We start from the raw sequence: 17,682 nt of genomic DNA, 5'->3' as shown, positions 1-17,682 counted from the left end.
CCCGTGATCTACGACCCAGTCCAAGCCAATCCCCTTTGCGGGAACCCCCTTCTTTCCCGAGCCGATCTCGGCAGAGCGGTACTGGATCTGTTCAAGCCGCTTCTTGCCTATTTTTCCGAAGGCGGCGCGCGCGTCCGCCTGAGCGCGACCGGCGCGCATTTCGATCGTGCCGCGGCCGACCTTGAAGGTTTTGCCCGACCGCTCTGGGGGATCGTGCCGCTTGCAGCCGGAGGCCAGGACTTCCCGCATTGGGACCTCTACCGCCGCGGCCTTGCAAACGGCACCGATCCCTCTCATCCGGAATATTGGGGCGATATCGCCGATCGCGACCAGCGCCAGGTGGAACTGGCCGCAGTCGGTTTTGCGCTTGCCATGGTGCCCGAACATATTTGGGATCCGCTTGGCGAAGGGCAGAAGAAAACCGTCGCTGCCTATCTCGTGTCGGCCCGCGACAAGGCATTCATCGACAACAACTGGAAATTCTTCCGGGTTCTCATCGATCTCGGCCTGACGCGCGTCGGCGCAAGCTTCGACCGATCGATGACGGATACCTATCTCGACGAGACGGAGGCCTTCCGGCTTGGCGAAGGCTGGTATCGCGACGGGCCGGTCAAGCGCGTCGACCACTATATCCCCTTCGCCCTGCATTTTTATGCGCTGATCTATTCGGTGCTCGCGAAGGCCGATACTGCGCGCGGCGATGCCTATCGCGAGCGTGCCCGTGCCTTTGCCCAGGATATCCGCCACTGGTTCGGCCCGGACGGCGCCGCGCTTGCCTTCGGGCGCAGCCAGACATACCGGTTTGCCGCCGGCGGCTTTTGGGGCGCGTTGGCGTTTGCGGGCGTCGAGGCCCTGCCCTGGGCCGAGATCAAGGGCTATTACATGCGCCATATCCGCTGGTGGTCGAAGCTCCCGATCGCCGACCGCGACGGGGTTCTGTCGATCGGCTACGGTTATCCCAATCTCCTGATGAGCGAGAGCTACAATTCGGCCTGCTCGCCCTATTGGGCGCTGAAATTCTTTCTCCCCCTGGCGCTGCCCGCCGACCATCCGTTCTGGCTGGCAGAAGAAGCACCGGCACCCGCCTTTGCGGAACCGGTTCCGCTCAAGGAACCCGGCATGGTCGCCATCCATACACCCGGCAACGTGGTCGTCCTCGCCTCCGGGCAGCAGCACGACAGGATGCGCGGCGCCCATGAGAAATATTCGAAATTCGTCTATTCCACCCGCTACGCCTTCAACATCGAGGCCAACGACCGGCATTTCGCGGCGGCAAGTTTTGACGGCATGCTGGGCCTTTCCGATGACGGCGTGCATTTCCGCATGCGCGAAACGCTCGAGCAGGCGCTGATCGCCGGCGACAGACTCTATTCCCGCTGGAAGCCCTGGAGCGACGTTGCTGTGGAGACCTGGCTGGTGCCGGCCAACCCCTGGCATATCCGCATCCACCGCATCGTCTCGCCGCGCGCGCTGCAAACGACGGAGGGCGGTTTTGCCATCGAACAGGCGGATTTCCAGGCCGATATCGCCAGCCACGGCGAAGGTCTGGCCGTGTGGTATGGTCAGACCGACACCAGCGCAATCATCGAGCTTTCACCTGCCTTCCGGCGAGAGGGCCATGCCATGAGCCCGATCGCCAATAGCAATCTCGTTCACGCAAAGACGCTTCTTCCGCAGTTGCGTGGACAGATCGAGGCGGGGACGACACTGCTTGCCGCGGCGGTCATCGCGCTGCCCAATGCCGAGATGGCCCCCGCCTTTCTGCAGTCTGTGCCGGCCTGCCCAGATGTGGCGGAACTGGAGCGGCTGTTCCGTGCGCAAGGACAGGTGATCCCCGCCTTCAACCTTACCGGCGCCAGGTGAGGCAGGCCACGGCGGCCTGTCCTTATGCTTGCCTGCCGCTTCATCCGCCCCTGACCGATCCGCGCCAGACGAGGTTCGCCTCAAGTCTTCGCGAGTTCGTCTGAGCCGGCGTGGCCTGATCGAGCCAGGCCACGGCTTCGGCTGCAATCCGGTCGACGGGTTGGGCAAAGGTGGTCAGATTGTAGGAGGTCCAGGACGCCTGCTCGATGTCGTCGAAGCCGACGACGCAGAGTTCGGACGGGACGGCAAGGTTGAACTGAAACCGAGCGGCATCCATCAAGCCGCAGGCAAGCAGGTCGTTGACGCAGAAGATCGCATCCGGCCGCGTCTCGCGGGTAAGCAGCCGCTGCGCCAGCACCGCGCCGCTCTGATAGGTGGTGGAGCCGAAACGCTCGACGGTCACCTCCAAGCCATGTTCGCGGCCGGCGGCGCGAAAACCCTCCTCGCGGGCCATCAGGCTCGGCGTCATCGCTTCCGAATTGGCAAAGGCGAAGTTGCGGCAGCCGGCGCGCAACAAGGCGATGAAGCTGCGCCGGGCCGCGTCGCGATCATTGAGGTTGATCATCAGGGCGCCGTCGCGATCCTCGTCGCGGTTGATCAGCACCAGCCTTTGTCCGCTCTTCAGGCACAGATCGGTGATCGACCTGTCCGGCATGCCGGACAGGATGATCGACGCGTCGGCGCGGTAGCTGATCGCCTGCCGAAGCGCCTGGTCGACGCTGTCGTCGGAGCGGTCGGTATTGATCAGCATGGCGATCTTCGAGGCACCCTGGAGCTGGCCGGTGAGCGCCCGGATCAGGCTGGCGCGGTAGGGCGTGTCGAGCTCGGACACGATCAGGCAGACGATGCCGCTTTCGTTGCGCATCAGCCCGCGAGCGAGGTGGTTGACATGATATCCCAGCGCCTCGGCCGCCTCGATCACCCGTCGCCTCGTTTCCTCCGAAACGCTTGCGCCCGGCGTGAACGTGCGTGAAACGGCCGACCTGGACACACCAGCCCGGTCAGCGACTTCCTTGGCGCTGACAAAAATCCTGCGGCTCATCGCCCTCTCCCTCGCCTCAATCAATGCCTATTTTTGCAAGCGAGTGCAACAAGCAGATGACAAGAAATGCGGCTGACGATCGTATTCTTTAGCAATTTGTTATTGACAAGGTCCCCAACTCCATGGAACCATTGCACACGCTTGCAAAGGCGGGTGATGTGGAGGCGTCACCATAATCTGGGAGGATAATCATGCGCTTGGCTCTCACAGCCGCTGCCGCTCTGGCGGCCGGCTTGACTATGAACGTATCGGCATCTCGTGCCGCGGAAGAACTCAACCTGATCTGCTCTGCCGACGTGGTCATCTGCGAAATGATGCAGCAGATGTTCCAGAAGGATACCGGCATTCAGGTGAACATGGTTCGCCTGTCTTCCGGAGAAACCTATGCCAAGATCCGCGCCGAGGCGCGCAATCCAAAAACCGATATCTGGTGGGCCGGGACCGGCGATCCGCATCTGCAGGCGGCATCCGAGGGGCTGACGCAGGAATACAAGTCGCCGCTTCTGGGGGAGCTCAACGACTGGGCAAAGAAGCAGGCGGAAAGTTCCGGTTTCCGCACGGTCGGCGTTTATGCCGGCGCGCTCGGCTGGGGTTACAATACCGAACTCTTCAAGCAGAAGAACTACAAGGAGCCCAAGTGCTGGGCCGACCTTCTCGACGCCTCGTTCAAGGGCGAGATCCAGATGGCCAATCCGAACTCCTCCGGTACCGCCTATACGGCGCTGGCGACGCTCGTGCAGATCATGGGCGAAGACAAGGCCTATGACTATCTGAAGAAGCTCAACGCCAATATTTCGCAATATACCAAGTCCGGCTCGGCGCCGGTCAAGGCCGCCGCCCGCGGTGAGACGGCGATCGGCATCGTCTTCATGCATGATGCGGTGGCCCAGACGGTCGAGGGTTTCCCGGTCAAGTCGATCGCGCCCTGCGAGGGCACCGGCTACGAAATCGGCTCGATGTCGATCGTCAAGGGCGCTCGCAATCTGGAAAACGCCAAGAAGTGGTATGACTGGGCGCTGAAGGCCGACGTGCAGTCGCACATGAAGGAGGCGAAATCCTTCCAGCTTCCGTCAAATGCCAAGGCGGACGTGCCGAAGGAAGCGCCGAAATTCGCCGACATCAAGCTGATCGATTACGACTTCACCAAATATGGCGACCCGAACACCCGCAAGAAGCTGCTCGAGCGCTGGGACAAGGAAATCGGCGCGAGTGCCAACTGATCCCGATCGCCATCGTCGCGCTGCGGCTTGGCCTGTGGCGCGACCGGACTTTCCATGCTCTCGTTGAGGTCGCGGCCTGCCATGGACAATCGCAATCGCAGACTTGACCTTGTCCTTGCCTTCGGCGCCGCGGCCTTGGTCGTTTTGCCATGGTACCGGATCGAGAAGGGGTTTCTGTCATTCTCCTGGCTGGGGGACTTCCCGGGGGCGGCTTCGGCTGCTCCCGGGATGCTGCAGATCTTCGTGCACGGCCGGCTCTGGTTGTTGGCTGCCTTGCTGGCACTTCTCGGAGCGGCCGCGGCGCGGTTGGTGACCGACCCGATGCGGCGCGGCGCGCTGCTTGCCTGGGCGGGCGGCTTCGGCATCGTCTTTCTCGCGCTCCAGGGGCTTGCAATCGGCAATACCGGCTGGAACTGGGCGATCACCCAGACGCTCTTCGGTGAGCTCGCCGGCGGCCAGTCGTCGATGGGTGCCGGCGCCGTCCTGATGTCCGTGGTCTTCGTCCTGATATTTTCCTTCGGCCTTGCCGAAAGGGGCGTGATGCGCGGCGACGCCTTCGTCGTCTCGACCATCTCGGTGCTGATCTTCCTCGTCGCGGTCTTCGTCTTTTATCCGATCGGCAGCATGTTCATCGGCGCCTTCCAGGATTTCGACGGTTCGGTGAATTTCGACGGATTCAGCCGCAACATCGCCGAATCCTCGATCTGGAGCCTCGATTGTCTTGCCGGCGGCACACGCTGCGGGATCGCCTGGCGCACACTTTTCCTGGCGATCATGACGGCTGCAGGTTCAACGCTGCTGGGTCTCGCCTTCGCATTGGTCGCGACCCGCACGCATTTTCCCTTCAAGAAGGGCCTGCGGCTGTTGACCGTGCTGCCGATCATCACACCGCCCTTCGTCATCGGCCTGGCGCTGACGCTCCTGTTCGGCCGTGCCGGCGTCGTCACCGAGGGCCTTTCGTCCGTCTTCGGCATAGAGCCGAGCCGCTGGCTCTATGGCCTCACCGGCATCTGGATCGCCCAGGTTCTCTCGTTTACGCCAATCTCCTTTCTCGTCCTGATCGGCGTCGTCGAAGGCGTCAGCCCCTCGATGGAGGAGGCCTCCCAGACATTGCGCGCAAACCGCTGGCGCACATTCTGGCGCGTCTCCTTGCCGCTGATGAAGCCGGGGCTGGCGAACGCCTTCCTGATCGGGTTTATCGAAAGCATGGCGGATTTCGGCAACCCGCTGGTGCTTGGCGGCAGTCACGGCGTGCTTTCGACGGAAATCTTCTTTGCCGTTGTCGGCTCGCAGAACGATCCGGCCCGCGCCGCGGTGCTCGCGATGATCCTGCTCTGCTTCACCCTGTCTGCCTTCCTGGCGCAGCGGCTCTGGCTTTCGGGCAAGAATTTCGCGACCGTCACCGGCAAGGGCGACAGCGGCGCCCATATCGCGCTGCCCCGCCCGCTTTCGATTGCCGTCCATGCGCTCGTCATCCCCTGGATGATCTTCACGCTCGTCGTCTACGGCATGATCATCTTCGGTGGTTTCGTAAAGACCTGGGGTCTCGACAACACCCTGACGCTTGCCCATTACGCCAAGGCTTTCTCCGTCACCGTCCGCGACGGTTCGCTGGTGTGGACCGGGGTTGCCTGGAATTCCTTCTGGACGACGATGGAGATCGCGCTGATCTCGGCGCCGCTGACCGCCGCCGTCGGGCTGGCCACGGCCTATGTGATCGTGCGGCAGAAATTTGCCGGCCGCGAGCTCTTCGAATTTGCGCTGATGATGAGTTTTGCCATTCCCGGCACGGTGATCGGCATCAGCTACATCATGGCCTTCAATCTGCCGCCGCTCGAAATGACCGGCACGGCGCTGGTCCTCGTCGCCTGTTTCGTCTTTCGCAACATGCCGGTCGGGGTGCGCGGCGGCATCGCCGCCATGAGCCAGCTCGACAAGAGCCTCGACGAGGCCTCTATGACGCTCGGAGCAACCAGCTTCCGCACCATCCGCAAGGTTATCCTGCCGCTCCTGAGGCCGGCCATCACCGCCGCACTCGTCTATTCCTTCGTGCGCGCCATCACCTCGATCAGCGCCGTCGTCTTCCTGGTCAGCGCCCAGTACAACATGGCGACCTCCTATATCGTCGGGCTGGTCGAGAACGGTGAATACGGCGTGGCAATCGCCTATTCCTCCATGCTGATCGTGGTGATGATCGCCGTCATCACCGGTTTCCAGCTGATCGTCGGCGAGCGGCGGCTAAGGCGCGAAAACCGCATCTCGGCCGAACTCGCCCGTGTCCCGACGTCCCTCCCGCAGGAGAAAATCGCATGAGACCCGCAAATGCCGGATCGGTCGTTTTCCAGAACGTCCGCAAGACTTTCGGCGCCTTCACGGCCATTCACGACCTGTCGCTGACCGTCGAGCCCGGCACGCTGGTGACATTGCTCGGGCCCTCCGGCTGCGGCAAGACCACGACGCTGCGCATGCTCGCCGGCCTCGAACACCCGACCTCCGGCCGCATTCTGATCGGCGGCAAGGACGTCACCATGCTGCCGGCCAACGAGCGGGACGTCTCGATGGTGTTCCAGTCCTACGCCCTTTTCCCGCACATGACGTCGCTCGACAATATCGCCTACGGGCTGGAGTCATCGGGACTGAGCCGGAGGCAAGCGCGTGAAAAGGCCGAGCACGGGCTCGAACTCGTCGGCCTTGCGGGCATGGGGCGTCGTCTTCCCGCCGAACTGTCCGGCGGCGAGCAGCAGCGCGTCGCCGTCGCCCGCGCGCTGGTCCTCGAACCCCAGGTCCTGCTGCTCGACGAGCCGCTGTCCAACCTCGATGCCCGGCTGCGCCGTCGCGTCCGCACCGAGATCCGCGAGCTTCAGCAGCGCCTGCAGTTCACCGCCGTCTACGTCACCCACGACCAGGACGAGGCGCTGGCGGTCTCCGACAAGATCATCGTCATGAAAGACGGCGGCATCGCCCAGGAGGGCAGCCCGCGTGAGCTTTACGAGGCGCCCGCCTCATCCTTCATCGCCGACTTCATCGGCGAGGCGAATGTCGTGGATTGCGAAATCATCGACATCTCTGGCGCGCAGGCGACCGTCAGCATCGAGGGACTGAGGCATGTCGTGCCGGCGCGCGGGGCAAGGACCGGCCGCGGCAAGCTTGCGGTCAGACCGAGCGCCATCACCGTCGAACCCGCCGAAAGCGCCGCCTTTTCCGGGCGGATCAGCCACACGGCCTATCTCGGCGACCATATCGAATACGAGGCGGAAACGAGCGGCGGGACGTTGTTCATCGTCGACCCGTCGGTCGACCGCCCTCTTCCTCCCGGCACACAGGTCGCCATCGGCCTCAAGAGCCGCGGCATCGCCATCATCGCGGAATGAACGTCTGCAGACAGGGACACGGTTTCTTCATGAACAAAAACGAACAGGAAATCAGGGATCGCCACGCGCTTGCCGAAACGATCGCGCGGGAAGCGGGAAAGGTCGCGTTCGACTATTTCAGCCGGCGCGAAACACTGGTCATCGAAACCAAGGGCGATCCGCAGGATGTCGTCTCGATCGCCGACCGGGAGGTGGAAAACCTCATCCGCGACCGGGTGTCCGACACATTCGCGGACGACGGCTTCCTGGGCGAGGAATACGGGCTTGCCGAAGGCCGTTCCGGCTATACCTGGGTCGTCGATCCGATCGACGGCACCAGCCCGTTTGTCAGCGGCATGCCGAACTGGTGCGTCTCGATCGCAGTTCTCCATGACAAGAAGCCGGTCGTCGGCGTCATTTTCGTGCCCTGCTACGAAGAAATCTATTCCGCAGCGGCCGGACAGGGCGCCACGTTGAACGGCAAGCGGCTTTCGCTCGATGGCCGCAAGACGATCCGCAACGGGCTGACCGGCATCGGCGCCAACCACCATGTCACGCCGGCCGCGGTCGGCAAGATCGTCAACGATCTCCTCGAAGGCGGCGGCAATTTCGTCCGGCTGGGATCGGGTGCGCTGATGCTCGCCTATGTCGCCGCCGGCCGGCTGGTCGGCTATTACGAGCCTTATATGCACGCCTGGGACTGCCTCGGCGGCTATTGCATCATCGAGGAGGCAGGCGGCTGGTTCCTGCCCTTCCCCACGGAAGGCGGGCGGCTCACCAAGGGCGCCCCGGTACTTGCCGCCGGCCCGGGCGCGGTCAGCGATCTCAAACGCATCGCCGGTGTCGGCGCAGGGGATTCGGCGGCTGCGTAACCGCTTCAATCACGCGCCGTCCGAGCCGTAAGGTCCGGCGGCGCGCAGAAAAGGGTCCTCGTCGGACCTTATCTTCGGTTCATGGTCAAGGGAGGAAAACATCCATGAAAATCGTTCTTGCTTCAGCAATTGCCGCAACCACATCGCTGCTCATGGCGTCGAGCGCGATGGCCGTCACCGAAATCCAATGGTGGCACGCCATGACGGGCGCCAATAACGAGGTCGTCGAGCAGCTTTCCAAGGAATTCAACGAAGGCCAGAAGGACTACAAGATCGTTCCCGTCTTCAAGGGCAGCTATCCGGAAACGCTGAATGCCGGCATCGCTGCCTTCCGTGCCAAGCAGCCGCCGGCGATCATCCAGGTGTTCGACGCCGGCAGCGGCGTGATGATGGGCGCCCAGGGCGCCATCGTGCCAGTCGCCGACGTGCTGACCAAGGGCGGCTACAAGTTCGACAAGTCGCAGTATCTGCCCGGCATCGTCGCCTATTATTCGAAGCCGGACGGCACCATGCTGTCCTTCCCTTATAATTCCTCGTCGCCGATCCTCTATTACAACAAGGATATCTTCCAGAAGGCCGGCCTCGATGCCGCCAACCCGCCGAAGACCTGGCCGCAGGTGTTCGAGGCCGCCAAAAAGATCAAGACCAGCGGCGCTGCCCCCTGCGGCATGACCTCGACCTGGCTCACCTGGATCCAGACCGAAAATCTCGCCGCCTGGAACAACGTCTCCTATGGCAGCAACGAAAACGGGCTGGCCGGCGTGGACGTGAAGCTCGCCCTCAACTCCGAGTTCTTCGTCAAGCACTTCCAGTCGATCGCCGATCTCGGCAAGGACGGCACCTTCCGCTATGGCGGCCGCACGTCAGAGGCCAAGCAGCTCTTCACGTCGGGCGAATGCGGTATCATGACGGAATCCTCCGGCGGTCTCGGCGACATCATCAAGACCGGCATGAACTACGGCATCGGTCAGCTTCCCTATTACGAGGGCGCCGGCCGGCCGCAGAACACCATTCCCGGCGGTGCCAGCCTCTGGGTCTTCGCCGGCAAGAGCGACGCGGAATACAAGGGCACGGCGGAGTTCTTCAACTTCCTGTCGCAGACCAAGATCCAGGCCCGCCTGCACCAGGTTTCCGGCTATATGCCGGTGACGATGGCGGCTTATGAGGACACCAAGAAGTCCGGCTTCTACGACAAGAACCCCGGCCGCCAGGCGCCGCTGCTGCAGATGATGGGCAAGGCGCCAACCGAAAACTCCAAGGGTGTCCGCCTCGTCAACCTGCCGCAGGTCCGCGACATCATGAACGAGGAGTTCGAGTCGATGCTGGCCGGCAAACAGGATGCCAAGACGGCGCTCAACAAGGTTGTCGAACGCGGCAATGCCGCCATCCAGCAGGCAATCGGCAAGTAAGCAACAAGGGCCGTCCGCGTCAGCCGACGCGGACGGCCTCATTCGCATTCCAAGGGAGCCCGCCCGTGCAAAGCGTCGTCTTTCCGAACAAGATCCTGCCCTATTTCCTGGTCGCGCCGCAGATCGTCCTGACAATCATCTTCTTCTTCTGGCCCGCAAGCCAGGCGCTCTATCAATCGGCGATGCGGGAAGACCCGTTCGGCCTGCAGAGCAAGTTCGTCGGATTGGCAAATTTCCGGTTGATCCTGTCGGACGAGAACTACCTTCATGCGCTGCAGGTGACGATCGTCTTCAGCGTTGCGACCGCCCTGCTCTCGATGGGCCTGGCGCTGCTGCTGGCGACCGCGGCGGATCTGGTGGTGCGCGGCAAGGGCTTCTACCGCACCATGATGATCATTCCCTATGCCGTGGCGCCGGCGGTTGCCGGCATGCTGTGGCTGTTCATGTTCAATCCGGCCATGGGGACGCTGGCCTATCTTCTCAGACGCAATGGCGTCGCCTGGGACCCGTTGCTCAACGGCGATCAGGCGATGGTGCTGGTCGTGGTTGCCGCCGCCTGGAAGCAGATCAGCTACAATTTCCTGTTCTTCGTCGCCGGACTGCAGGCGATCCCGAAATCGCTGCTGGAGGCCGCCGCAATCGACGGCGCCCGCGGCAGCCGCCGCTTCTGGACAATCGTCTTCCCGCTTCTTGCGCCGACGACCTTCTTCCTGCTTGTCGTCAACACCGTCTACGCCTTCTTCGACACGTTCGGCATCATCCATTCGGTGACCGGCGGCGGCCCTGCCAAGGCGACCGAGACGCTGGTCTACAAGGTCTACAATGATGGTTTCGTGAACCTCAACCTCGGCTCGTCCGCCGCCCAGTCGGTGGTGCTGATGGTCATCGTCATCGCACTCACGGCTTTCCAGTTCCGCTTCGTCGAGCGGCGCGTGCATTATGGTTGAGGTGATCCGATGATTGAGAATCGCCCGCTCGCCACCCTCATGGGGCACCTGATGCTGATCCTCGGCATCGTCATTGTTGCCTTTCCGATCTATTATACCTTCATCGCCTCGACGGCGACGTCGAGCGCCATCATCCGTCCGCCGCTGTCGCTGCTGCCCGGCGGCCACATGATGGAGAACTACACCGAATCCATCTCCGGCGGCGTCGAGCGGGTGGTCGGGGTGAGCCTCGAGCGGCTGTTGTTCAACAGCTTCGTGGTGGCGATCGCGATTGCCATCGGCAAGATCGTCATCTCCTTCCTGTCGGCTTTTGCGATCGTCTTCTTCCGCTTTCCGTTCCGCATGGGCTTCTTCTGGATGATCTTCATCACCCTGATGCTGCCGGTCGAAGTGCGCATCCTGCCGACCTACAAGGTGATCGTCGATCTCGGCCTGATCGATACCTATGCGGGGCTGACGCTGCCGCTGATGGCCTCTGCCACCGCCACCTTTCTTTTCCGGCAGTTCTTCCTGACGATCCCGGGCGAGATGGTCGAGGCTGCCCGCATCGACAATGCCGGGCCGTTCCGCTTCATGCGCGACATCCTTTTACCGCTGTCGACGACCAATATCGCGGCACTCTTCGTCATCCTGTTCATCTACGGCTGGACGCAATACCTGTGGCCGCTGCTGGTCACCAATGACGCGAAGATGAACACGATCATCATCGGCCTGCGCCGCATGGTCGATTTCGCGGATGCCTCAACCCCCTGGAACTACGTCATGGTCACCGCGATCCTGGCGATCATTCCTCCCGTCATCGTCGTGGTGCTGATGCAGCGCTGGTTCGTCAAAGGTTTGGTGGAGACCGAGAAGTAATGGCAAGAATTGAACTGAAGGACGTCCGCAAGGTCTATGGCGGCAATATCGAGGCGATCAAGGGCGTATCGCTCGATATCGAAGACGGGGAGATGATCGTGCTGGTCGGCCCGTCAGGCTGCGGAAAATCCACCCTTCTGCGCATGGTGGCGGGTCTCGAAGGCATTTCCTCGGGCGAGGTGACGATTGCCGACAAGCGCGTCAACGAGCTGGAACCGGCAGAGCGGGACATCGCCATGGTTTTCCAGAACTATGCGCTTTATCCGCACATGACCGTGCGGCAGAACCTTGCCTATGGCCTCAAGAACCGCAACACGCCGAAGGATGAGATCGACCGGCGCATCACCGAGGCCGCCCGGGCGCTGGAGATCGAGCCGTTCCTGGAACGCAAGCCGCGGCAGTTGTCCGGCGGCCAGCGCCAGCGCGTCGCCATGGGCCGCGCCATCGTGCGTAAACCGTCAGCCTTCCTGTTCGACGAGCCGCTCTCCAATCTCGACGCCAAGCTGCGCGTCCAGATGCGGGTCGAGATCCGCCGCCTGCAGCGTTCGCTCGCCACCACCTCGATCTACGTCACCCACGACCAGATGGAGGCGATGACGCTGGCGGACCGACTGGTCGTCTTGAATGCCGGCCGGATCGAGCAGGTCGGCACGCCGATCGAACTTTATGAAAAGCCCGAGACCACGTTCGTCGCCACCTTCATCGGCTCGCCGTCCATGAACCTCATGAAACTCGGCAACGGCACCGGCTGGAAGATGTCGCCCGAGGCGCGACTGCCCAACAGTGCCGCCACGATCGGCATCCGCCCGGAGGACATCGTGATCGCCAATGGCAACGTTGTCGGCCCCGTCAGGGCCGAAGTCCAGGTAGCCGCGGTCGAACTGGTGGGCGCCGAAAGCTACGTCCATGCCCTGACCGCCGATGGCAGTCCCGTCGTCTTCCGCGTCCCAGGCCGTTCCGCCATCCAGATCGGCGAGACCATGGCCCTGACGGCCGACGCCAGCCGTTTTCATCTGTTCGATGCGGCCGGAAAGAGGGTCTGACGGACGTCTGCCAACACCCGTTCCGTTGGAAGATCCCCGGCTGACCGCTCCGGCATCCTCTTCAGGTGTGTATTTTGCAGCCCAAGCGTGCCATGCCTTTCTGCCGCCCATTGGCTACATGGGCAGAAACTGGCAACTTCGGCAGAAGGAGCCACTGTGGCCTCGAGCGACCCGGAAATGCAACGGCTGGTGCGCACTTCCCGCCCGGACAGGTGAAAGCATTACCCTCGCAATGCGTGCGGCACTGATGGAGCGCTTGCATCGCACTCGCTCGGACGTCCATAAGGCAGCTTTGCCTGTTCTCGACACGCAGTCCGCCGATGAGAATCTTGGGTACGACGAGAATGGATTGCCAAGCTGATGGTCATCGACGTCGCTGCGGCACTCCGCACCCGATCGGATGAGCACGCATTACCCCCATTGCTTCGAGGTCGAAAACAAGGACATCCCGGCGTTCGAGAAGAACAACAAGCGCTGGATTGTCGGCGCTCTTTGGTGCCCCGAGCCGACCTCGAGGAGGCGAATGGTCACCTCGCTACTTCAGCACCGTCACGTTCATCGTGGTATCTGCGATTTTCCCTTCCCCGTAGGGCGATCTCAGCACGAAACTGTCCTCTCCGACATAGCCCGCTTTGGCGGTATAATAAGCAACCAGGCCCATGACTTTAACGGTGCGGCATCGCTCAAGTTTTCCTGACGAGGTCGGGAAGACCGATTGACGGACGATTTCAAGGCGTCCGTGTTTGGGCGGTTCGACGATGCGGACAACCGGTACGTCAGCCAAACTGCAATCGTTGTTGATATGCCAGTGCTGGCCCAGCTTTGTGCGGACACCGCTCATGACGGTTCTGGAGAGGGACTGCTTTTTGAAACTGTCGGAAGCCTCCGCCAGTCCGCTTGCCCCGATGGAAAACACGGCAAGCGTGAAAGCGGCAATCGTATTTCTCATCATCTACCCCCGGCTGAGATTTTCCTAAGCGATATTCTATCCTGACGAGAAATCAATCCGCCAAACGCAAAAACTTGTTACAGTCCGAGCGGCTGGGAATCTTGCCGCAACCTGATCCTGCAGCCGATGAACGTCGGAAGTATCATCAAGATCGCGCAACCCCTTGAATGACGGGTGCCGCAGCCTTTCGTCATTCGTCCACGCGCGGTACTCGATTTCGCGACAATCGCGGGAGCAGTCAGTTCCAGCTTCTTCCCGTCGCCTCCACCGGCGGCAGCTTCGGCTTGAGCTCGTCGAGCTGCTTCTTCGGCGATCTGGCAACGTCGTGCTGAAAGCCTGTCCCGACACGGCCGACGTATTAGCCATCCCGATACCGCGCGCCCAGCAGCAGGCTCATCGAATAGAACAGCACTCGAAACCTTCCACCCACGCCAGGAAAGGCTCTGGGTCAGACACTGCGCTGTAGGGACAGGAGCTCGCATCTCCTCGGCGCTTCGCCGCCTGAGTGCCTTGCTCGAACGCCAGGCAAAGCGCTTCCTCAATGGCCAATGGCGAGTCGCCGTATTCACGGTCGATGTAGGCGGTGAAAATTTCTTTGCAGCGAGCATCCAACAGTGTGCGCCTCCATTCTCATGACTGAAAGTTATCCGATCTGGGGCCGCCATTGTCTGCAATCTACCTGTACAGCATATGAACGAGGGGGAGCGGGGCTGGAGGAAGGCGCCGGGGCCGGAACCCAATGCCGCTCTAGGAATTATGGCCTTGCGGAGCAGGAATGAGTTTCCGAAGGTGACAATATGCGTATCATCGACGACTGGCTGGAAGACTGGATTTCAGAGCGAACCAACGTCTTGGCAGATGATGTGGTTTCTCTCTCAGGCCGCCTACGACAGTCAGCGCTCGACGAGGGTTACTCGCTGAAGACGCTCGACCACGCCAGCAACGGCGATTTGAACCGGTACCTTCGACGCGCCGTCGTCCATCATCTGATTGCGCAGTCCGCTATCGCGCCAGTCACGCCACCCCCTCTTGATACGAGCTTTCCAAACGGCTTCGTCTAGCGCAAGGGGCTGCAGCAGTGCGGGGCAAGCCGTTTAGCCGGTCCTCGAAGATCGCGCGGTGCGCCGAGTAGCACGGCGTCGCGCAGGGTGAATCGCAACTCGGTGCTCCGGCTCAGCCGGGGCGGCGCCTGCGGCGTGTTTCCAGCTCCTGGCGCAACCGTCAGCGTCCAATGCAGGCGGGTTCGACGGGCACGAGCGCTGAGGGATTTTGACTCTGGCGAAGCGGCATCCGCTTCGTCGAAACCGCGGCAGCGCAAAACCGGAGCCAGCAGACAGGATCGGCGGATCGATGTCTTCTGGAGCGTTGACGGAATCAAGCGATGCGCGCGTACGGTCGGCCGCGCGGTTTTACACCTAGCTTATTGACTAAAGCGCACACCATGTCGTCCCGAGAAGAGCGCTGATGACCTTTGCCTGTTGATCACAGGGGCGTTTAAGAGATATCTGGATAGTGCCCAATCGAAGCAGAGGATTTCGGTAGGCATCTCGTATGGTGGGGCTCCAGTCCCTCCTCAAGCTCCGCTTCAACCTGCAAACACGCAGCAGGTCGGCCGGTTGCGCTCGATCAACGATCCGGATGGCGGCTTGCCGCGACCTGATCAATGCCCACGAAGTCGTGCCACTTGCACACGACCGCGCGACCAAGAGCGGACAGCACGGGCCGGTCCTGCGATCTTGCTGATCCTGCTTCCCCGCGCCCTGCGGTGTGTGTAGAAACAAGCGACGCAACCAGTCGTATCGCACCAGTCGCCCCAGTCCTTCCTGAGGTCATCGCCGTTCATGATGAAGTCATCCCTCGATCATATGCCACCGCGCAAACAGCGCGAACTGGCCCAGGTTCTGGAGATCCTCCACGAGGAATTCGAGGACGCCCTGAAACAGGGTACGGCCGATTTCAAGAAGCGCGGCCGGATTCTGAAGATCATCCTGTTCGGCTCCTATGCCAAGGGTGGATGGGTCGACGAGCCGTTCACGATGAAGGGTTACCGGTCGGATTTCGATCTGCTGGTCATCGTCAACGACCGCAGGCTCTGCGAATTCGGCGACTACTGGTACAAGGCCGCCGACCGGCTGATCCGCGACAAGTCGATCGAAACACCAGTCAGCTTCATCGTCCATTCCAGGCGCGAGGTGAACACCTACCTGAAGGAGGGACAATACTTCTTCTGCGACATTCGCAAGGAAGGCATTATTCTTTATGAGCTGGATGATGAGCCGCTCGCGGAGCCGCAACCGCTGTCGCCAGCGGATCGGTTGCGTGTGGCCAAAGGTCATTTCGAAGAACGGTCTAAACTCTCGCGAACGTTCCTAAAGGGATTTGGCTTTTATCTAAGCGAAGAAGAGTTGCGCGTTGCCGCATTCGAGCTCCATCAATCGCTTGAACAAGCATATGCCTGCGTCCTACTGACGCTCACGAACTACGGTCCGCCTTCCCACAACATCAAGTTCCTGCGCTCCCTTGCCGAGGAGCAGGACCGGCGCCTGGCCGAGGCGTTCCCGCGCGATCAGCACCGCGAGCGCGCCTGGTTCAACACGCTGAACGAGGCTTATGTAAAGGCACGCTATTCCAAACACTACGAGATCAGCGAGGAGGCGCTCGCCTGGCTGGAAGAGCGAACCTCCATATTGCTGGAACGGGTGGACCATGTCTGCAGGGAACATCTTGAAAGACTGCAAGGAGCGTGAGCCGAACTGAAACTCGGGCGAACGGCTTCGGTTCGGCCGACCAACGAGTTCAATTTCGACGCCTCCTCACCTGGCCGGCCGATGGGATCCGATGACAGGCTTTGCGATATGCGCAAAGATTGGGCTCTTCGAGAACCAGAGTGTGTGTTTTTGTCTATAAATCAGGTAGTGGATCTTTATCCGCCGCGAACGAGGAACAGGATCGGAGAATTGTTCCTAAACGCGTTCATGTGCGTTAACGCTGTTGCGTCAATCATACCCCTGCCCTGTCCATCAGTTCCTTCAGCCCCTCGGGATACGACATCCGGTTCCGCTCGCAGAATTGCAGGAAACGATTGAACGTGGTGATCGACGGGCGGATATTGAGGTTGGCCGACGGCTCTGCCGGCTTCCGGCGGCTCAGTTTCTGGACCGGTTCGCGGGCCATGAACCCGTGGCGCTCGCCGATTTCGTCAATCTTCCGATCTGAGATCCCAGGTTCAGATTCAGTGTCCGGTTTGATATCGGCAAGCTTGCCAAAGCCAAGGTTCTTACCGGTCATGCTGCTGCCCTCACGCTGGCGACGAGATCGACGAGTTCCTCGGCGAGCCGCAGGGCATTGTCCCTGGCCGCCGGCAGCCCGTTCACCTCGGATGGATCGAGCTCGACCAGGTCGAGCTGGTGGAAGAAGAGCGCCTTGTACGCCGACCGTTCGTACAGATGATTGCGGAACGTGGGCACATCTCCCGCCGCCAGCTGGCTGGTAATCTGCTTTTCGAGTTTGGTGGCGATCGCCGGGGACGTCCTCGTGAACAGGATCCGGTAGGGGATCGTTTTCTCGAAAGCCTGCTCCTCCTCTTGAATGAGATGGATGGCTCGCGCTGCCAGCTCAGCGTCGGTCGGGCTGGCCTGAATGGGGATGACGACAAGTTGCGCCCTGGCGAGCGCTCGAGACATCAGACGGCTGGCTGTGCCCTCAAGGTCCACGAACACGAACTGGTATTTCTTGCGATACTCGTCGAGCTTGGCGGTGATCGTGCTCTCGGTGACCCCACCGTCGACGATGACAGGGTTCTTTGAGGCTCCCCGCCTCCAGCCCTCGATCGGCCTGTTCGGGTCGCAGTCCAAGATGACGACGCTAGCGCCTTGCTGGGCCAATGTGGTTGCGAGCACGAGTGTCGTCGTCGACTTGCCGGCTCCACCCTTAGGGTTGGCAACGGTGATAACAGGCACTGGAGTCTCCTTTGACGCTGGATGCGTTAGGATGCTTGCCGAAGCATCACGATGCTACCGCGTTAACGCTGACGCATCAAGTGCGTTCTTTTGCATTAACGTTGATGCGTCAACGGTAAAAACCTGCTCGAAATTGTTTCGGATAGGGCGCAAAATGCGATGGCCCCCGC

15 protein-coding genes are annotated in these 17,682 nt (G+C 61.5%); 11 read left to right on the top strand and 4 right to left on the bottom strand.

Going from position 1 to position 17,682, the window contains the following annotated elements; genetic code table 11:
• The first annotated feature begins 3 nt into the window (after positions 1 to 3).
• Positions 4 to 1,863, top strand: a complete 1,860-nt coding sequence (locus C5L10_RS18975; RefSeq protein ID WP_105431050.1) for a DUF2264 domain-containing protein — start codon at positions 4 to 6, stop codon at positions 1,861 to 1,863.
• A gap of 40 nt (positions 1,864 to 1,903) precedes the next feature.
• Here C5L10_RS18975 and C5L10_RS18970 read toward each other — a convergent pair whose 3' ends face one another.
• Positions 1,904 to 2,905, bottom strand: a complete 1,002-nt coding sequence (locus C5L10_RS18970; RefSeq protein ID WP_105430957.1) for a substrate-binding domain-containing protein — start codon at positions 2,903 to 2,905, stop codon at positions 1,904 to 1,906.
• Between the two features lie 191 nt (positions 2,906 to 3,096).
• Here C5L10_RS18970 and C5L10_RS18965 point away from each other — a divergent pair, with 191 nt between their 5' ends.
• From C5L10_RS18965 to C5L10_RS18930, 8 genes are all read left to right on the top strand, one after another.
• Positions 3,097 to 4,125, top strand: a complete 1,029-nt coding sequence (locus C5L10_RS18965) for an ABC transporter substrate-binding protein (protein ID WP_105430956.1) — start codon at positions 3,097 to 3,099, stop codon at positions 4,123 to 4,125.
• Between the two features lie 81 nt (positions 4,126 to 4,206).
• On the top strand, positions 4,207 to 6,438 hold the full coding sequence (locus tag C5L10_RS18960; protein ID WP_105430955.1) for an iron ABC transporter permease: 2,232 nt from the start codon (positions 4,207 to 4,209) through the stop codon (positions 6,436 to 6,438).
• Complete coding sequence (locus tag C5L10_RS18955; RefSeq protein WP_105430954.1) at positions 6,435 to 7,496, top strand: ABC transporter ATP-binding protein; 1,062 nt, start codon at positions 6,435 to 6,437, stop codon at positions 7,494 to 7,496. Before C5L10_RS18960 ends, C5L10_RS18955 begins: the two co-directional genes overlap by 4 nt.
• Before the next feature lie 29 nt (positions 7,497 to 7,525).
• The gene (locus tag C5L10_RS18950; protein ID WP_105431049.1) at positions 7,526 to 8,347 is read left to right on the top strand and encodes an inositol monophosphatase family protein; all 822 of its coding nucleotides are present in this window, start codon (positions 7,526 to 7,528) and stop codon (positions 8,345 to 8,347) included.
• Between the two features lie 104 nt (positions 8,348 to 8,451).
• On the top strand, positions 8,452 to 9,756 hold the full coding sequence (gene ugpB, locus C5L10_RS18945) for a sn-glycerol-3-phosphate ABC transporter substrate-binding protein UgpB (RefSeq protein WP_105430953.1): 1,305 nt from the start codon (positions 8,452 to 8,454) through the stop codon (positions 9,754 to 9,756).
• A gap of 65 nt (positions 9,757 to 9,821) precedes the next feature.
• Positions 9,822 to 10,703 carry a sn-glycerol-3-phosphate ABC transporter permease UgpA gene (gene ugpA, locus C5L10_RS18940; RefSeq protein ID WP_105430952.1) on the top strand — a complete coding sequence of 294 codons (882 nt, stop codon included), beginning with the start codon at positions 9,822 to 9,824 and terminating at the stop codon, positions 10,701 to 10,703.
• A 9-nt stretch (positions 10,704 to 10,712) separates the two neighbouring features.
• Positions 10,713 to 11,561 (top strand): sn-glycerol-3-phosphate ABC transporter permease UgpE, encoded by an 849-nt coding sequence (gene ugpE / locus C5L10_RS18935; RefSeq protein ID WP_105401597.1) that lies wholly within the window; start codon positions 10,713 to 10,715, stop codon positions 11,559 to 11,561.
• Positions 11,561 to 12,604: a sn-glycerol-3-phosphate import ATP-binding protein UgpC gene (locus C5L10_RS18930; protein WP_105430951.1), complete on the top strand. Its 1,044-nt coding sequence runs from the start codon at positions 11,561 to 11,563 to the stop codon at positions 12,602 to 12,604. The genes ugpE and C5L10_RS18930 overlap by 1 nt, the downstream gene beginning before the upstream one ends.
• A 535-nt stretch (positions 12,605 to 13,139) precedes the next feature.
• On the opposite strand, the gene C5L10_RS18920 is transcribed toward C5L10_RS18930, so the two are convergent.
• The gene (locus tag C5L10_RS18920; protein WP_105431047.1) at positions 13,140 to 13,553 is read right to left on the bottom strand and encodes a hypothetical protein; all 414 of its coding nucleotides are present in this window, start codon (positions 13,551 to 13,553) and stop codon (positions 13,140 to 13,142) included.
• 797 nt (positions 13,554 to 14,350) lie between these two features.
• Between C5L10_RS18920 and C5L10_RS18915 the strand changes: the two genes are divergently transcribed.
• Together C5L10_RS18915 and C5L10_RS18910 are read left to right on the top strand one after the other, a co-directional pair.
• On the top strand, positions 14,351 to 14,614 hold the full coding sequence (locus tag C5L10_RS18915; RefSeq protein ID WP_105430950.1) for a hypothetical protein: 264 nt from the start codon (positions 14,351 to 14,353) through the stop codon (positions 14,612 to 14,614).
• A 780-nt stretch (positions 14,615 to 15,394) separates the two neighbouring features.
• Complete coding sequence (locus C5L10_RS18910) at positions 15,395 to 16,300, top strand: nucleotidyltransferase and HEPN domain-containing protein (protein ID WP_371411955.1); 906 nt, start codon at positions 15,395 to 15,397, stop codon at positions 16,298 to 16,300.
• A 253-nt stretch (positions 16,301 to 16,553) separates the two neighbouring features.
• Here C5L10_RS18910 and C5L10_RS18905 read toward each other — a convergent pair whose 3' ends face one another.
• Both C5L10_RS18905 and C5L10_RS18900 read right to left on the bottom strand, forming a co-directional pair.
• Positions 16,554 to 16,841, bottom strand: a complete 288-nt coding sequence (locus tag C5L10_RS18905) for a hypothetical protein (RefSeq protein WP_105430949.1) — start codon at positions 16,839 to 16,841, stop codon at positions 16,554 to 16,556.
• Positions 16,838 to 17,512 carry an AAA family ATPase gene (locus tag C5L10_RS18900; protein ID WP_105430948.1) on the bottom strand — a complete coding sequence of 225 codons (675 nt, stop codon included), beginning with the start codon at positions 17,510 to 17,512 and terminating at the stop codon, positions 16,838 to 16,840. The genes C5L10_RS18905 and C5L10_RS18900 overlap by 4 nt, the downstream gene beginning before the upstream one ends.
• Positions 17,513 to 17,682 lie beyond the last annotated feature (170 nt).

It is taken from the genome of Neorhizobium sp. T6_25, assembly GCF_002968555.1.
In the GTDB taxonomy this organism is placed as follows: Bacteria; Pseudomonadota; Alphaproteobacteria; order Rhizobiales; family Rhizobiaceae; genus Neorhizobium.
This window is presented reverse-complemented; position numbering and strand designations above follow the sequence as displayed.